Consider the following 15,165-nt stretch of genomic DNA (forward strand, 5'->3'; position numbering starts at 1 on the left):
AATTTAGCAGTCTAATTAATGACGGCCCTAAAAAGGGGAAGCTGACATCCGATCCGGTATATGACAGGTTTAAAATTAATTTTGAACCAAAAAATCGCTTTCAGCTAGAATTTCATGGAAATTTCTCTGTACTTCCGAAGATGTGACGGAATTTAAAATTTTCATGGGCATTTCAATTTCATCGTACATTTTGTACCGGGCATTAAATGTTTTGTGGTTGGCATCAGCAAATACTCCATAGAACTCGCCGGCTTCCAATTGTTGAAATACCTGCGGGGGATAGATGTCTACCTCCCTTGGAGATCGGGTGGACGAACTGATAAAAAGATCCCCTTGCCGAATTGACTTGCTTGAAAATTCCTTGAACTCCTTACCAAACATTTTACTGTAACGTTCGGCCGTTTGAGGATCCCTCACCAAACCGTACATTTGATTGGCCAGGTTGGCCAATATCTTATCCCTTCCGATCCGTCCGTAAGTCCCCTCCCCTTGCACCATATCCTGGCAAATAAAAAAAGTGATGATTTTATTTTCCCTTGCAGTAGCCGGGATATTATCAAAATTAGGAATCTTTATTGTAGTTCCTTCATCAAGCATCACAATGCTGGGGCTTTTGCCTTCCTGGTTCATCTGCTTTAAAGCCATATTAATGGTCAGGGCAATAACGGGAGAAAAAACATCTTCCAGAACCTGATAATTTGAGATGCACAACAGTTTGGGCTCCTGTGGATTATTGAGGTCAAGGCTAAAATCATTCCCGGAAAGCACGTAAAACAACTCTGGCAGTGCCAGTTTTCTCATCCCGCTGGACATACTGGCCGCCACACCGGCCATCTGCTTTTCTGAAACGGCACTTTGCAAAAATGGAGCGGCAATAAGGGAAGCTTGTTTATTTTTGGATACAAAATCATATACTTTGCATATATCCTTATTTAAAGAAATAGCTACAGCATAAGGTAAAGAACATTGCTCAGGAAAATCTTCCTTTAGTCTCCACAGGATGCCGGCAAGACCAGATTCAGCGGCATCAATAAAAAAGGGGTCTTTGGATTCTTCAGAACCCTTAACAAGGTTTCTAATCAAGGTAGAAGCAGCTTGAGATGCGTAAGCAGGATTTTCAAGCATTTCTGGAGCTACCGGATTAACCCTTTCCGAATACTTTAAATCAAAGAAATTTACAAAATGTAACTTAACCGAAGAATTGTATTTTTTATACATCGTTAAAGCACAGCAGGTCAGATCAAACTTTTTATAGTCGTATATCGCCCCACAGACATTTAAGCGGGCACAATTTTCAATGGTGGGCTTGGTTATACTTTTGGTTTTCCCGGAACCGGCCCCCCCAAAAACACCAAAGCCCCTAAATGGGTTTTCAATGATTAATTTCCCTTGATCGGTATGATATATAAATTTAAAATCATCCGCTTCAATTTTTTTGTCAGAAATAAAATGTAAAAAAATGGCCAGGGCCAACGGAGGCAAAACATAGATGGCCAAAAATAAAAACAACCGAAAATTCCAGATTTTATTTAGGAATAAGCCAAAAAACAGAATGATTAAGGATATTGATATAATTCGTATTGGAATTTTGCGGAGCTTAATAATGAGATAAAATATACCGGTGAGTATTAAGTCAGCAAATAAAATAAAAAGTTTAGTCTGTAAGGTCATAATATTTAAATTATAAAATATACATAAACTAAGTTAGCTACATATAATATAAATGTAATAGATATTATTTATTTAATTTATATTATATATAATATATTACTTATATATGATCTATTAATAATGAATACTATATATTTTATACATAATATTTAAAATATAAATATTATATCTACTATTAAAACATTTATAATATAAATCATATAATACATAATTATCAAATATATAATATAATAATTAAATTAATTAATAAACATATTTAATTTAGTAATCCTATTTATGTTATGTATTATATAAACAATATTCATAATACAAATACACTTATTAATATTAATACTATTTATACAATATTAAATATATATATATTATTTATTTTATATTTACTATAAATATTATTTATAATATGTTCACTATAATCATTATTTATAATATTAATACTATATTAAATATATATACGAATTATAATATTTTAATTAGTTAATTTAGTTAAATTATTTATAATATATAAAATATATGAATTATACCTAATATTCATAATACGCCAGCTATTCAACACAATTAAAATAGCACATTACATTTCAAGTCCCTGGGAACCTTTTACCAACTCTTTTGAAATTTTTACCGGATTTCCAGCAATAATATTTTTTACCCACTGTACCAGTTGAATGGTGGGTGGCTGATGGTTAAATTCTTCATTTTTTAAATCCCCTACCCCCATGATATCTATTGATGAGTTTCCAATTTTGTAAAGACTGCCTTCTTTTATCCCTTTTGCCAGATTAATCAGGGATTGTGTTTCTATATCCTTGGTCTGCTCATGAAAGTTAGCCAAGTTTTTCAAATAACTTTCATATTGTACATGGGATAAATGCAAGATATGTTTGTCTACTTTATGACTTAAATAAAAATCCTCTATGCTTCTGGAATATTTGTACTTTATATCAAAAAGTGTCTCACATTCAAGCATATATTTATCCCGGTTAAAACCGACCTTTACCGATTTCCCGTTAAGTTTGTGTTTATTACTTTCTCCTTTTGAATTAGCCAGAGGGCTTATACTTTTTGACATGGACCGATCCTTCCGCGAAACTATGATATGGCAATGGGTTTGTAAACCTGGTTTAGGTTCCCCTTCCTTTGCATTATGTTCTTTTACCTGTTTGTCAGTATACTTATATTCTCTGATTTTTTCTACTTTTGCAAAGTAAAGGATATCCTCTCTACATAAATCTTTATTAAAACCTTGGGCGTAGAATTCCATGCAATCATTGACATAATCCTTGAAAAGTTGATTGTATTTCTCTTTTTCAGAAGGGGACATTTGGGCTAAATCATTAATTTTCTTACTTGTTGCCTTAAACGCCAAATAACTTAGCTCTTTTTTTGAGGGATTTATGCTGAGCATAAAAAACCTTGCTTCTTTTTTGTGCAGTCCCTTAACGTTTTGATCAATACTGCTGATTACCTGAAAATCAGAAAAATCTTTGCCTTGAGAATTAAAGAAATTTTCCTGATCAAGTAATTCTTTGCCCTCATTTTCTTTGGATAAATATTTCACCAATTCGCAGCAACTCCGGGTGTTTCCCCCGATATAATTTTTCGTGGAATGAATCTTAATATACATTACATATTAAGTTTTAAACGTTCGAATTCTGCTTTATAATTATTGATAACCGATTCATCAAAACTCACCCCTCGGCCAACCAATTTTTTCCCAGTTTTTAAAAAATCTCTGAATAGATCTTTACTATACTTAATTACAATTTCGGCTTTTTCTTTCAGATTTTCAAGTTCTTCACTATAATTTTTATCTCCCTCCGGACTGGGCTGGTTTTCTTTGCTTCCTCCAGTTTGTAAATGTTGGGAACCTATGCTTCCTGAATGGATTAAGGATTCTAATCGGATTAAATCCTTTTTGGTAATGGCTTCATGCTCAAAATAACTTTGTATTTTTTCATTATTTAACGTAACCTGCTGTACAAGTGGCTTTAAAATCCCTTTTTCTTGTTCCTTGATAAAAGAAACGGTTGTTTCCCTTAATTTTGAAACATCATTCTTGAGTTGTGAAAATTGTTTATCAAAACTATTGGCATTCAGTTCTCTTGGGTCTATGCCCAAAGTGTCAAAGTAGGAGATCATATTTTCTACTAAGGAACCTTTGGATTTCCAATTTAATTTTTTTTTCAGTTCTTCCAGCTTATCATCATAAACTTCGCTGATAGCAACGGTTTTATAGGACATAGCGCGATTATTTAATGGTAATACAACAATATTAATTGATTTAAAGATATTTACTTATATAATTCTAATTACTTATAACTTATTTTATAACAAATATATCTTATTTTTAATTATATACAATTAAAGTAATAAATAATATTATAATATATTATAACTTTCATTATTTATTTTACTGGTTTAAAGGTTTATAATATTTTGTCAATCACACTTTGTGTGATTTCGTCTTGCTTTACTATAAACCTTTTTCAAAGCATTTCTATGCAACTGTATGAAATTTCATTTTATTGGAGATTATAAAAGCATTGTATGAATATTCGATTCTTAATAATTTGAAGTTGTATTAAAAATAAAGGAAATAAGTAATGGATCCCTGAAAACATAGGTAATATAATTAAATGAAAATGTGCAAAATAAATTGAATTGGGAGATTTTGGTAAATCAAAATTGAATGTGCTTCTATTTTTTATTTTGTCGAAGCTTGATCACCTGGAATTAAAGGATAATTAGGAGATTTTGGTAAGTCATCAAAGGATTAATCAACGTTTAAAGGTTTATAATAATCACTTAATGTGCAATATAGATTATATTGGGTGGTTTTGGTAATCAAAAACGCAAAAGTTACGGTTTAGTGGCAATACGATAAAACAATTTAAAACTGAATTGGGAGGAAAAGGTAACTAATTAAAAGTACTTTTTAGTATATTGAATTTCAATACAATGGAGTTTGATATATACTTTAAATTGGGAGGATTTGGTAACAAAAAATAGAATCTTTATTTTTTTGAACTATACACTTTGCAGGATGATCAGCAAAGGCATTAGGAGAAAAAGGTAATTAGTGTGATTGCTTTTTAAATTTTAAATAAAAATTAATAGACAGCTATTCAGATATATGATTGGAATTAGGAGAAATAGGTAAGTAAGAAAAAAAGAACGATATTGATTAATGATATAATGACTTGTAAATTAGTATTTTAAAAATGATTTGGGAGAAATTGGTAACTAAATGAACTTTTGCAAAATTAGAATTAGGAGAAATTAGTAACTAATTGAGTGCGCCGGGGGATCTTTTTTTGTTTAGATCGGATTTTTCTTTCAAATTTTTCTTCGAATTCATTTTTTTCTGTCAAACAGACATAAAAAAATGACAAAGTGTCAGTTTTTCTTTTAACCATAAGGTACCTTTTTATTTTTGATAAAACTTTGTTTAATCTTTTGATATTTGTGAGATGGGTTAACTTATTATTTTACAATTCATAACATGACCTGGATTAGGAGAATTTAGTAACTTTATTGGGAGCTTTTAGTAACCTCTTTAGGAGAAATTGGTAACATAAACTTGGAGAAATTAGTAACTTCAATTTCGGCATTAGGAGTAATAAGTAACTATTTTTAGAATAAATTGGATTCATTATCACCAAATTCATTTTGAAGTGATTTAATCACGTACCCTACAACATCGGTTATCTTAGTCACATTGTTCAAATAATATTCTCTCAAAGAGACTATTTTCAATAACATCTGTTCAGAACTTGCTTTATTAAATAATGGCCTGATTTGTTCAATATTCCTGTCATTAAACTTAAAATGAGTACGTAATAGATTAAAAGCATAATCTTTTCGTTTGTCTTCTTCTACAATAAGTTCAGGGGTGATAATTTTAAAATTCAGGTGTGTAACGGTGTTCCCTTGTTTGGTAACAAAATCATCGGACTTACAATTAAACCAGCAATCAGCTTTTTCAAATAACTCATTCTGTACCGGCAAGAGTATATTTTTCTTGATATCGGCAAAATATTTGTATTTATCCTCAATCCCCAACCATTTACGGAAATCCTCAAGGGGAATGGTAAATCCACCCTTTTTCCTCCAACTGCAAATTAACTTATAGACACGTGAAGTATATTTATTGGAAGCATTTTGGGCTATTTCATAAACGTATCTGGTATAATTGATGGGCTGGCCACCTTTATTTTGGTCAATTTCAACCAATAGCTTGGCCACTCGTTTGTCCACCTCTATATAAATTAAGCTGTTCCTGGTGCTGTTTGAAGGTATATCAGCACTCAACAGTCCTTTGTATACGACACGTTTTTCCTGTGTCTTTTGATTGATATAAGGAATCTCAACCACGATTGAAGCCAATTGCTTGATAGATTTTTTTACTTGGTCGTAATGCTGCGGTATGGTGATTTCCCTGAGCGGTATGGTGATTTTTATTGTAGGTTGTTCCTTGTATTCTTGAAAAAGTGAATATTGCCCGTAATCTTCTCCTTTTAAGCTCAACTTGATGGGTTCCTGAAGATAATAGATGACCGCGTTGAAAATACGCTCCTGGATAAGGGAATAATCATATATGGCGTTGGTAATTCGGTTGGGTTGATAAATATAACTTCGTATAGCAGGAAGACTAATTATTTTCTTTCTCTTTTTTGTTTGAACCTTTGTTAAATTCAGTTTATCCATAATGAATGGTGTTTATGAAAAGGCAATTTGAACGACTTTAAAATGAAGATATTATTTGTTCCATGCATAAAACTTAGGCCATTTCTAATTTCTTTCGCTCCTTGGCCAAATCATATTTCACCTGGAGGCGCAGCCAATATTCTGCACTAATCCCCAAAGCTTTTTCAAGCTTAATGGCCAGGGCTGGATTTATATTCCGCTTTCCGTTCAATATATCCGAAAAATGCGAAGGATAAACCTTAATATCCATAGCAAAATTAGAGGTCAAAAGTTTGCGATTTTCCAATTCAACACGTAACACTTTCCCAGGATGAAGTACCCGATCGGGATAAGCATTCAGGCCAACTTTTTTAACAATTTTATAGTCTTCCATAACCAATAAATTAATTCAATTCTTGATCTGTTGTATAAATAACGAGTTTGGGATTTTTTCAAGACAATTTTCTAAAGCCAAGGCAAATTAACACCCTCCTCAAATTAAAATCTATAATGTCCATTCCTATTGATATAAACAAGGTATTTTTTTGCAATTGCCATGAAATAATAATCACAAAATCATACAAGCAATAAATCTACAACAGTAAATTTCATTTACCAAATTTGGTAAACATTATTTGTTAACTATCATGAGTAAGTTATTAAGATCAGGTTATTTTACAATCAGATAAGTAATTTCATTTTACTAATCTGATTTGCGGGCTTTTTCCAAAATCCAAAGGGTTCAAGGCCCGCTTATCAACCCAAAAGAGGTAAAGTTATCTGAAAAGGAGGATGGAGTATCTTGCTATTCAAATGTACATCAAAGATTTTCAAGCAATTAGATAAATAATCATATAATTACTAATTATACTATATATCCTATATGTACTATAAATCCTATTTTTTTTCATTAAATATTTATACTATTTTAAATAAATATCCTAACTGTAATATTATTTTTAAATAAGATAATTAAATGAATATTTAACCTATAAATATTATATATCCTAATTATCCTATATACAATTTACTAACTTTAGACAATATTTATAATATATAACCTATAAAATAGAATTAATATTTAAAATAAGATCACTATAATCAATATATACAATATATTTAATTTTGACATTAATATCACTATTCCCATTATATAATTTATATATTATATATTCAATCATTATAATATATATCCTATATGAAATATATAAGCAATTAATATATATTACATATATAAATTATATTAAATAATAAAATTATAACTACTTTAAATAATATATTTACTAATCATCCTATTTGTTGTATTAAATATAATTTTCATATATTTAATATATATTTTAAATCAAATATATTCAATTTATATCATAAATATTTCTCATAAAATATAAATGCTATAAATAATACTTCATATATTTGCAATATGTAAAATATAAAGGATGTTGGAATGGAAAAAATTGTATTGATTAACCACAAGGGGGGAGTAGGCAAAACCACCTCTGCTATCAATATTGCAGCCGGCTTAGCTTTAAAAGGCAAAAAAACAGTAGCCATAGATCTGGATCCTCAGGCAAACTTGACAGAAAGTTTTGGGAAATTTAACCTTCCGGACAATATTTACCAATCCTTTAGCAAAGGAGAACCCTTGCCTGTACTTGAACTAAAGAAAAACCTGTCACTTGTTCCAGCAAGTCTGGATTTAGCGGGGATTGAGCTGGAAATCTCTTCCCGCCTGGCCAGGGAAAAAATATTTTCAGACCTTCTCAAACCCCTGGAAAATAAATATGATGTAGCCGTATTTGATTGTCCTCCCTCGCTGGGTCTGATTACAGTTAATGCACTGGTGGCTGCAGATGATGTATATATCCCCATGATTGCAGAATATTTGGCTTATAGAGGAATAGACAGTATAGTCGGTATAATCGAACAAATCAAAGAACACTTTAATGCCAAATTAAGGATCAAAGGGGTATTTTTTACCAAGTTCAATGATAAGATTGTATTATCATCAAACATCAAAGAAAACGTAGAAAGTATTTTTGGAGATACTCTGATGAAAACAGTGATCCGTACAAATATTGCCTTGGCCGAATGCCAGGCTCAGGGTATAGATATTTTTGAGTATAATTCAAAAAGTAACGGGGCAATAGATTACAGGGATCTGGTGAATGAAATTTTAAAACAGTAGGAAGATGGCAAAGAAAAATTTTGGAAATAGCTTGAAACGGAGCAACAATTTGGGCGCCGGCATACAAAACCTTCTAGGTACCAGCGTTTCAGCAGAAGAAACAACATCAGAAGTTCAGGAAGAAGAAAGGGAAAAAGAAAAGAAGGAAGTTAAAAAGAACAACATTAAACAGCCCAAAGAAAAAGTAGTTGTTCCAGAAACCGAACCCATTCCGGCAGAACCGGTAGAAATAAATATTCCAGAAAAACCAGCAGAAGAAGAACAAGTCCAAGGACTTGAAAAAGCAAAAGAAAAAAAGGCAAAGGTTGCCTTTTCCAGAACATTTTATATTCCTGAGGGTGATTACAAAACCATAGAGAATTTTATCCGGTATAAAATCATGGAGGGAGAAATAAGGTTTTCCCAAAAAAATGCGTTAAACGAGGCCCTGAACCTGCTCCGGGAGGTTGTAAAAGCCAACATTAGCGTTGAGCCATTACAAAACGAAAACAAAGCAGGAGAGACCCTTCGCGTTCATTCATTCAACATGCTCATAGAGGATTATAATTTTATCAATGAAGTTTTAAGGATCAGACGGATGCAGGGGCAAATAAAGTTTACCCAGGCCAATGTCATCAGTGAGGCATTAAATTTACTGCGGAAAAAATACCCTAATCTTTAAAGTAAAATAAATTACAATCTTTACCTTATCTTTCTTTTACACACAAGGGAAAAAGGTTCGTATGATAGTATCAGATGATACTATCAAATATAAAACAAAACATTTCATTATGATGGCAATGCAAAAAGGCACAAATAAAAATAAATATGTGGCCTTAGGTCCAATAAGGAAAACTAAAGTTTTAAAACTCCGGAATGACTTGGTTTCTAATATTTGGGTAAAAACGTTCAAACTAAAAGCTTTTTAGCCAGAATTAGCTTCTTAAACAAAGAGAAGATCGTTTTTACCCTGTTTGGGGGATTTTCAGCCAGGGCAAAAGCCCCGGCTGTTTAATTTAAAGAAAAGACAATTGGGATTTTTCGGCCTCCTGCATTTTGACCTTTAGGTTTTGCAGCTTTTTCAGCTCTGTTTGCAGGTAGAATATTCTTTGATGTATAGGGTTAAAAATCCTATTCATGTTAGGCTCTGAAATATCGTTTTTTATCTCAAAAAGAGTGGGGAAGATAAAAGCCGGTTTTGCAGGGATAGGGAAAAGTTCAAGTTGAATATGTACCCTTTTAGACAGTTCACGGCGTTTGTTTTTCAGTGCTTTTCTTTCCTTCTGAATCATTAAAGCAACTTCATTAATCTCTTCATCAATAAAAGTTAAATGGTCCATGGTCTTAAAATTTGAGGTTAAAAATTAAATTTGAGCAAGGAAACCGCTAGGCGGTTTCCAGTTTATTTTCCTTTTCAGGGTTTCCCACTATTTGGCTTCCGTATTTCATGCGTATTTGTTCAATATCCAAGGGCCTGTGGTTTGGACATTTATACTCCGAAGGCCTGTAGTACCACATCACCTTTTTAGGGGCAAACAAGAAACCTGTAGCCTTGAGCCTTGCCCGGTGCGGGTAGGTATTCCCGCTTATCCAGATCCAATCTCCCAGAATTTCTATGATGATTCCTTCCAGTCCTATCACCTGGTTGATGATTTCCGGGTAGATGATAAATTCTTCCTGTTGTTTTTCGCTAAGGTCTTCAAAATCAAACATCCTGTTTTTGATAATGAATTGATATTCCGCGTTAATCTCCTGCATGGTAGCGGTTTCCCCTCCCTTGTCCGGATGGTGGATCAATGCCAGTTCCTTGTAAAGTTTTCTAACCTCGATCAGGTTTTTGCAAGTGCTGAAAAATTGTGTTTTCATCATTTTAAAATTTTAAGTTTTGAATTCCATTTCAAGTTCAATTTTTACTGTTTTATTTGATTGATAATATGTTTATTACGTTCCACGTGGAACTATATATCTGATTTTTAACTACTTATCATCGGCAAATAGGAAGTTTAGCCTTTTCACTTAAAAAATCTCTTAGATACTGGACTTACCCGGTCCTGGCTTTTTACAGTTTTTTTATTTCAAAGAACTTTTACATCACCGTTTAAATGAGGTCTGAGCCATTTTCACGTAAAAAGGATAAAAGCACATCGGCTAGGGAAAGGCAAGAAAAATTGAAAAAATACTACCCCGTGTGAAGCAATCAGGGACGGAAGAGGGTTCAACAAATAAATATTGATCCAACCCTCTTCCGTCCCGGAGTTGAAATGAAAAAAAAGTAAAGCGTAAAATTTTTTATCAAAAAAGTAGACACGATCAAAAAAATTTAGGCTTTACTTCCAACCCTGATCAGGAACGATATAAAAGGTTAGGATATCAAGGGTGTGGAGATTTTTTTGATTTTTATTGCGCCTTTTTGCGGGAGGGTGCCGATGTGCTACCTTTTGGAGGGAAAATGGCTTTCAGAACCTCTATAAAAGCACGGGGATTTCAGTTCTTTAAAAAAACAGGAAAAGACATAAGGAAAAGGGACAGTAGATAATTCCAATGGTTTTGGGAATTTATTTTTTTCTGTATTGAGGGTAAACAATCAGTAAGGATAGGAGAGGGGAAAGGGTTGAAGTTTTTATGTCTTTTGTAAAAACTTCAACTCTTTCCAGGAAGGAGAAAATAGGATTTAGTGAAACGCCGTGTAACAGAGGGGAGCTAAATCTTATTTTGCGCGAGAGCCATCCTTACACCTTTAAAAGGGTGGGAGGGAAAATTAACTATTCAGAGAGGTTTATTAATGATCAGTTTAAATACATTCCACTGCAATTATCTTGCAGTGGGAAAAAACATCCATAAGAATCAGTTCTTCCAGACTTAGGAAAAAAATACAAAAGGAAAACATAGGAATAAAGACTTTTTTTATTGGGGATCCTCCCCAAACCCCAGGGATTTTTCCTAGCCTTTTCTCAATAAAAGTGAAGGTTAAAAAATTATGAAATAATGTTGAAAGTTATTAAAATTAAATATGTAATTTGGTAGGGTATAAGAGGTGGTTCATATACAAGGAGAGATATACAAAATATTGCGTATATAAAATTGTTGGCAACAAGTTTAACAGGACACAACTAAATTGATAGAAATGAGCAAAGACTTAAAAACAGAAAAAAAAGTCAAAGGGATATTGACAAATATGCCAGAGCAAAATCGTATGCAAGGAGATTTCTTAGACAATGAATTCTGTTTAAAATTTTATCAGTTAGCATTTCCCAAAGAGCTAGTTGATAAAGTGATAAGAAGTTATGAAGTTGTAATAAATAAGAGAAATATACATGTCGATTTAGAGAATCCTATCGGGGAAAAATACATTTGTGATAGAAACTTTGAAAATGATAATATTGATGTATCATTCAGTTTTGCAATTGACTTTGAGAATATAAAGGAAGCCTGGGATATAGTATCTTTAAAAACCATTCAAAACTACAACAACTTGGATACGACTTACTACACAAAAATACTGCGAGTTGAAATACAACCATATGTTTCCGATGACTATCCCAATATTTTAAGACATATGCAAAAGATTAAAGCCAACTGCTTATATATTCGAGAGTATACTGGAAAAGGACTTGACAAACAAAAATTTATTCAGATATTTAACCATCAGGGTATTAGCGTAGTTTTTGAGAGACAATTAAATGAAGAATAGAAAGCCTATTGCAAATAATAAGACTCTGAGCGGTCTGAAAGACCCTGCAATGAGTCTATATTGAACTATAAACGCTGGGTTATGAATCATAACTTATTGATAATAAACAAAATTATTTTGGAAAAATCAGTTATTAAAAATTTTAGTAGACACATACTGATATTGGAATTTGATTTGAAGGTATGTTAAGAATAAAGAAAAATTCTTTAGTTGAAACGAAACTACAAGTTTACAACACATTTTTCAAATCAGTCAAGATTTTTTAGCAAGGGTTGCACAACGCATTCATTCAACCAAAAAAATTGGCAAAGTACCTAAACAAATTATTATCATACCACTATTTCAATTTACACAAATAAATAATAAATTTATTTACAGTTTTAAAAAAATATTATGTATATTTGTATGAAAAAAATTCCCTTTGCCAGAAGGGAATTTTATAAGTATTAATTTAAATTTCAAAATTATGAACAAAAGTACACATTTATTTGACACTTCGAAATATATCCGAAGAAATTTGCCAGAGCAAATAGATTTTTTAGAATCTTTAAAAAATGAATTACCTTTTTTCCGAGAAATATTAGAAAAGGGTTATTCAATGACAATTGAAGAACGCAAAAATAAAGAAAAGAGTTTCCTTGATAAAAATTGGGAAGCTATAACTATGAGTGGGAATATAAAAGGATTATTATGTAGAGAATATCCAGAGAATATTAAAATAGATAAGAATGGTAGATTTTATTTCGAAAAAAGTTCAAGATATTTTATTTACTTTAAAAAGTTAAATAGAGATTATCTGCCATCAAATATAAGTACCGAATACACACAAAAATTATATGGTCAATATGCATTACCAAGTGAAAAGCCAACACCAATTGTATTCGTTGGCTACCAAGTAGATAATTCTTGGGAAAATTTAATTGGCTGTTATGCTATAAGTGTAAAAAATGAAGAGAAACTTTGGATAAGTGATTTGCCAAAAATTGACAATATAAATTTAAAATATTTTGGCACTGAAACTATAATTCAAACTGATGATTTATCTTCTATGTTAAAAATTAGACAAAATAAATCTTTATAAAATTAAAAAATAATTGCTTTCATTTTTATGAAGGGAAAGATAAATTATAAAATGATTACATTGGCAAGAGAAAGTAGGGGTATAACTCAATCTAATCTTGCCAAAAAGATTTCCAACCTAACTCAAGGAAACCTATCTCGGATAGAAATGGGAATTCTTCCGATAAATGAAACAACACTATTATCTATTGCTAATTTATTAAACTATCCTATAGATTTTTTTTATAAAAGGGAAATACAAACTCCAATAAGTAATTTTTATTACAGGAAAAGGATTATGATACCCAAAAGAGTCCTATCACAAATAGAGGCACAAATGGACATTGTAAGGCTATCTATCGATGAATTGATGAATTCTATTGAATTGCCGGATTTTAATTTCCCACAAATTGACATTTCCTTTAAAGGAGACCCTGCAGATGCTGCAAGAAAGATTCGAGATTACCTTAAATTGCCCAAAGGGCCAATAATTAATATTGTTAACATTTTTGAAAAACATGGAATTATTGTCTATTTTATAGATACTAATTGCGAAAAGTTTGATGGCATTACATTATTTACTGACAAAAACCAACCCATTATTTTTATAGACAAAAAAATACCTAATGATAGAAAAAGATTTACACTTGGACATGAACTTGGCCATCTTGTAATGCATATTCCATTTGTTATTGATAATTTTCGTAATGAAGAAGAAGAAGCAAATTCATTTTCTTCGGAATTTAACATGCCTTATTTAGAATGTAGAAATGATATAATTAATTTAAAATACAATGATTTAGGAAAATTAAAAAGCTATTGGAAACTTTCAAAAGCAGCTATTATTGTAAGAGCGAAACAATTAAAGCTTATTACAGAAGAAAAATATAAATATCTAATGATTGAACTAGGCCGAAGAGGAGAAAGAAAGCATGAATCAGGTTTGGATGTAGATATAGATGAACCAACTTTAATACCTCAAATGATTAAAATATTTAAAAATAATCTTAATTATAATACAGAAGAAATCTCTGCAATACTAGGCTTAAGTATATCAGATTTTAATATGTATTTTGATAATAATTATAGAAAAATGCGAATAGTAATTTAACGGCTCAAACCATTATAGTGCTGCAGAAAGTCGCTTAACGTTCATTAAATGAACAAAACTTGTGTTCCATCACAAGTAGCCTACGGACACGTTATAGAACAAAATACTACCTAGATTATTGCTTATGTAGAATGGGCAGACGGAGATTCCGTTGCGTCTCATATTGCAATAGGTGGTGACTATTTTTGCACCAACGACAAAGCTATTTCGGGTGGTGTAAAATCTGTTTTTACGGAAAACAATTTGACTATTTTAAAAAATGAATATGGTTTTAAAACAATTTCACCGACAGAACTATCAAACTTATTAAAGACAAATTGAAAAAGCACAGCCCATAATCGAATTCTAAGACTAAAACAAACTTAATAGAATAAATTTTATAAATTTGTAATACCGAACGACGACTGAAGGCGATTTTTAAACCGAAAGTCAAGTCAAATCTTCAAAATCGCTCATTATCTTTGGTATAATATTAAATTCCTTTTACAAATTGTAAGGTCAAAAGATTTATTCTAAGGTTATATGGAATGATGGTTTCCTGGTGGTGACCTATTCAGTTCATGGATAGTTCATGATTTTTCAATTATTTCCCAATGACCTCTTAATTTGGGACCTTTTCGTACAATTATCCCTGCATCTTTTAATTTAGCCAGATAGTTTTCTACTGTTCTTGGTGTTTTACCTATTTCATTTGCAATTTGTTGTGAGCTAAATTCTGGATGATTAAGAATAATATCAAAAGTTATGGCTATTTCTTTTCCGAAATCTTTCCGAAATCTTTCCGAA

The 15,165-nt window shown here is 31.4% G+C and carries 13 protein-coding genes; 5 read left to right on the forward strand and 8 right to left on the reverse strand.

All coding sequences use genetic code 11. From position 1 onward, the window contains the following. Window positions 1–75: 75 nt before the first annotated feature. The 5 genes from Q8907_00205 to Q8907_00225 all read right to left on the reverse strand — a co-directional run bounded on the left by Q8907_00205 (window position 76) and on the right by Q8907_00225 (window position 6,748). Window positions 76–1,509: a type IV secretory system conjugative DNA transfer family protein gene (locus tag Q8907_00205; GenBank protein MDP4272683.1), complete on the reverse strand. Its 1,434-nt coding sequence runs from the start codon at window positions 1,507–1,509 to the stop codon at window positions 76–78. A 730-nt stretch (window positions 1,510–2,239) separates the two neighbouring features. After that, on the reverse strand, window positions 2,240–3,292 hold the full coding sequence (locus Q8907_00210; GenBank protein ID MDP4272684.1) for a DUF5712 family protein: 1,053 nt from the start codon (window positions 3,290–3,292) through the stop codon (window positions 2,240–2,242). Then, the gene (locus Q8907_00215; GenBank protein MDP4272685.1) at window positions 3,292–3,909 is read right to left on the reverse strand and encodes a BfmA/BtgA family mobilization protein; all 618 of its coding nucleotides are present in this window, start codon (window positions 3,907–3,909) and stop codon (window positions 3,292–3,294) included. The genes Q8907_00210 and Q8907_00215 overlap by 1 nt, the downstream gene beginning before the upstream one ends. A 1,392-nt stretch (window positions 3,910–5,301) precedes the next feature. Further along, window positions 5,302–6,375, reverse strand: a complete 1,074-nt coding sequence (locus tag Q8907_00220; protein ID MDP4272686.1) for a replication initiation protein — start codon at window positions 6,373–6,375, stop codon at window positions 5,302–5,304. Window positions 6,376–6,448: 73 nt separating this feature from the next. Further along, complete coding sequence (locus Q8907_00225) at window positions 6,449–6,748, reverse strand: HigA family addiction module antitoxin (protein MDP4272687.1); 300 nt, start codon at window positions 6,746–6,748, stop codon at window positions 6,449–6,451. Window positions 6,749–7,798: 1,050 nt separating this feature from the next. Between Q8907_00225 and Q8907_00230 the strand changes: the two genes are divergently transcribed. Beyond that, window positions 7,799–8,539, forward strand: a complete 741-nt coding sequence (locus tag Q8907_00230) for a ParA family protein (protein ID MDP4272688.1) — start codon at window positions 7,799–7,801, stop codon at window positions 8,537–8,539. A 4-nt stretch (window positions 8,540–8,543) separates the two neighbouring features. After that, entirely contained in the window at window positions 8,544–9,200 is a 657-nt protein-coding gene (locus tag Q8907_00235; protein ID MDP4272689.1) for a hypothetical protein, read from the forward strand. 334 nt (window positions 9,201–9,534) lie between these two features. On the opposite strand, the gene Q8907_00240 is transcribed toward Q8907_00235, so the two are convergent. Both Q8907_00240 and Q8907_00245 read right to left on the reverse strand, forming a co-directional pair. After that, the gene (locus tag Q8907_00240; GenBank protein ID MDP4272690.1) at window positions 9,535–9,858 is read right to left on the reverse strand and encodes a hypothetical protein; all 324 of its coding nucleotides are present in this window, start codon (window positions 9,856–9,858) and stop codon (window positions 9,535–9,537) included. Between the two features lie 46 nt (window positions 9,859–9,904). Continuing rightward, window positions 9,905–10,387 carry a J domain-containing protein gene (locus Q8907_00245; GenBank protein ID MDP4272691.1) on the reverse strand — a complete coding sequence of 161 codons (483 nt, stop codon included), beginning with the start codon at window positions 10,385–10,387 and terminating at the stop codon, window positions 9,905–9,907. 1,255 nt (window positions 10,388–11,642) lie between these two features. On the opposite strand from Q8907_00245, the gene Q8907_00250 reads away from it, so the two are divergent. The 3 genes from Q8907_00250 (at window position 11,643) to Q8907_00260 (ending at window position 14,379) form a co-directional block, all read left to right on the forward strand. Further along, on the forward strand, window positions 11,643–12,209 hold the full coding sequence (locus Q8907_00250; GenBank protein ID MDP4272692.1) for a hypothetical protein: 567 nt from the start codon (window positions 11,643–11,645) through the stop codon (window positions 12,207–12,209). A gap of 466 nt (window positions 12,210–12,675) precedes the next feature. Next, window positions 12,676–13,290 (forward strand): hypothetical protein, encoded by a 615-nt coding sequence (locus Q8907_00255; protein MDP4272693.1) that lies wholly within the window; start codon window positions 12,676–12,678, stop codon window positions 13,288–13,290. A 27-nt stretch (window positions 13,291–13,317) separates the two neighbouring features. Beyond that, the gene (locus Q8907_00260) at window positions 13,318–14,379 is read left to right on the forward strand and encodes an XRE family transcriptional regulator (protein ID MDP4272694.1); all 1,062 of its coding nucleotides are present in this window, start codon (window positions 13,318–13,320) and stop codon (window positions 14,377–14,379) included. A gap of 569 nt (window positions 14,380–14,948) precedes the next feature. Here Q8907_00260 and Q8907_00265 read toward each other — a convergent pair. Further along, a partial coding sequence (locus tag Q8907_00265) for an HTH domain-containing protein (protein MDP4272695.1) occupies window positions 14,949–15,165 on the reverse strand: 217 nt, incomplete at its 5' end.

The organism is Bacteroidota bacterium (assembly GCA_030706565.1).
In the GTDB taxonomy this organism is placed as follows: Bacteria; Bacteroidota; Bacteroidia; order Bacteroidales; family JAUZOH01; genus JAUZOH01.

What these genes read in the sequence shown, in the direction of transcription:
- Q8907_00240 (MDP4272690.1), bottom strand. Translation starts at nt 9,858, where the DNA reads ATGGACCATTTAACTTTTATTGATGAAGAGATTAATGAAGTTGCTTTA.
- Q8907_00250 (MDP4272692.1), top strand. Translation starts at nt 11,643, where the DNA reads ATGAGCAAAGACTTAAAAACAGAAAAAAAAGTCAAAGGGATATTGACA.
- Q8907_00220 (MDP4272686.1), bottom strand. Translation starts at nt 6,375, where the DNA reads ATGGATAAACTGAATTTAACAAAGGTTCAAACAAAAAAGAGAAAGAAA.
- Q8907_00215 (MDP4272685.1), bottom strand. Translation starts at nt 3,909, where the DNA reads ATGTCCTATAAAACCGTTGCTATCAGCGAAGTTTATGATGATAAGCTG.
- Q8907_00260 (MDP4272694.1), top strand. Translation starts at nt 13,318, where the DNA reads ATGAAGGGAAAGATAAATTATAAAATGATTACATTGGCAAGAGAAAGT.
- Q8907_00210 (MDP4272684.1), bottom strand. Translation starts at nt 3,292, where the DNA reads ATGTATATTAAGATTCATTCCACGAAAAATTATATCGGGGGAAACACC.
- Q8907_00230 (MDP4272688.1), top strand. Translation starts at nt 7,799, where the DNA reads ATGGAAAAAATTGTATTGATTAACCACAAGGGGGGAGTAGGCAAAACC.
- Q8907_00225 (MDP4272687.1), bottom strand. Translation starts at nt 6,748, where the DNA reads ATGGAAGACTATAAAATTGTTAAAAAAGTTGGCCTGAATGCTTATCCC.
- Q8907_00235 (MDP4272689.1), top strand. Translation starts at nt 8,544, where the DNA reads ATGGCAAAGAAAAATTTTGGAAATAGCTTGAAACGGAGCAACAATTTG.
- Q8907_00245 (MDP4272691.1), bottom strand. Translation starts at nt 10,387, where the DNA reads ATGATGAAAACACAATTTTTCAGCACTTGCAAAAACCTGATCGAGGTT.
- Q8907_00255 (MDP4272693.1), top strand. Translation starts at nt 12,676, where the DNA reads ATGAACAAAAGTACACATTTATTTGACACTTCGAAATATATCCGAAGA.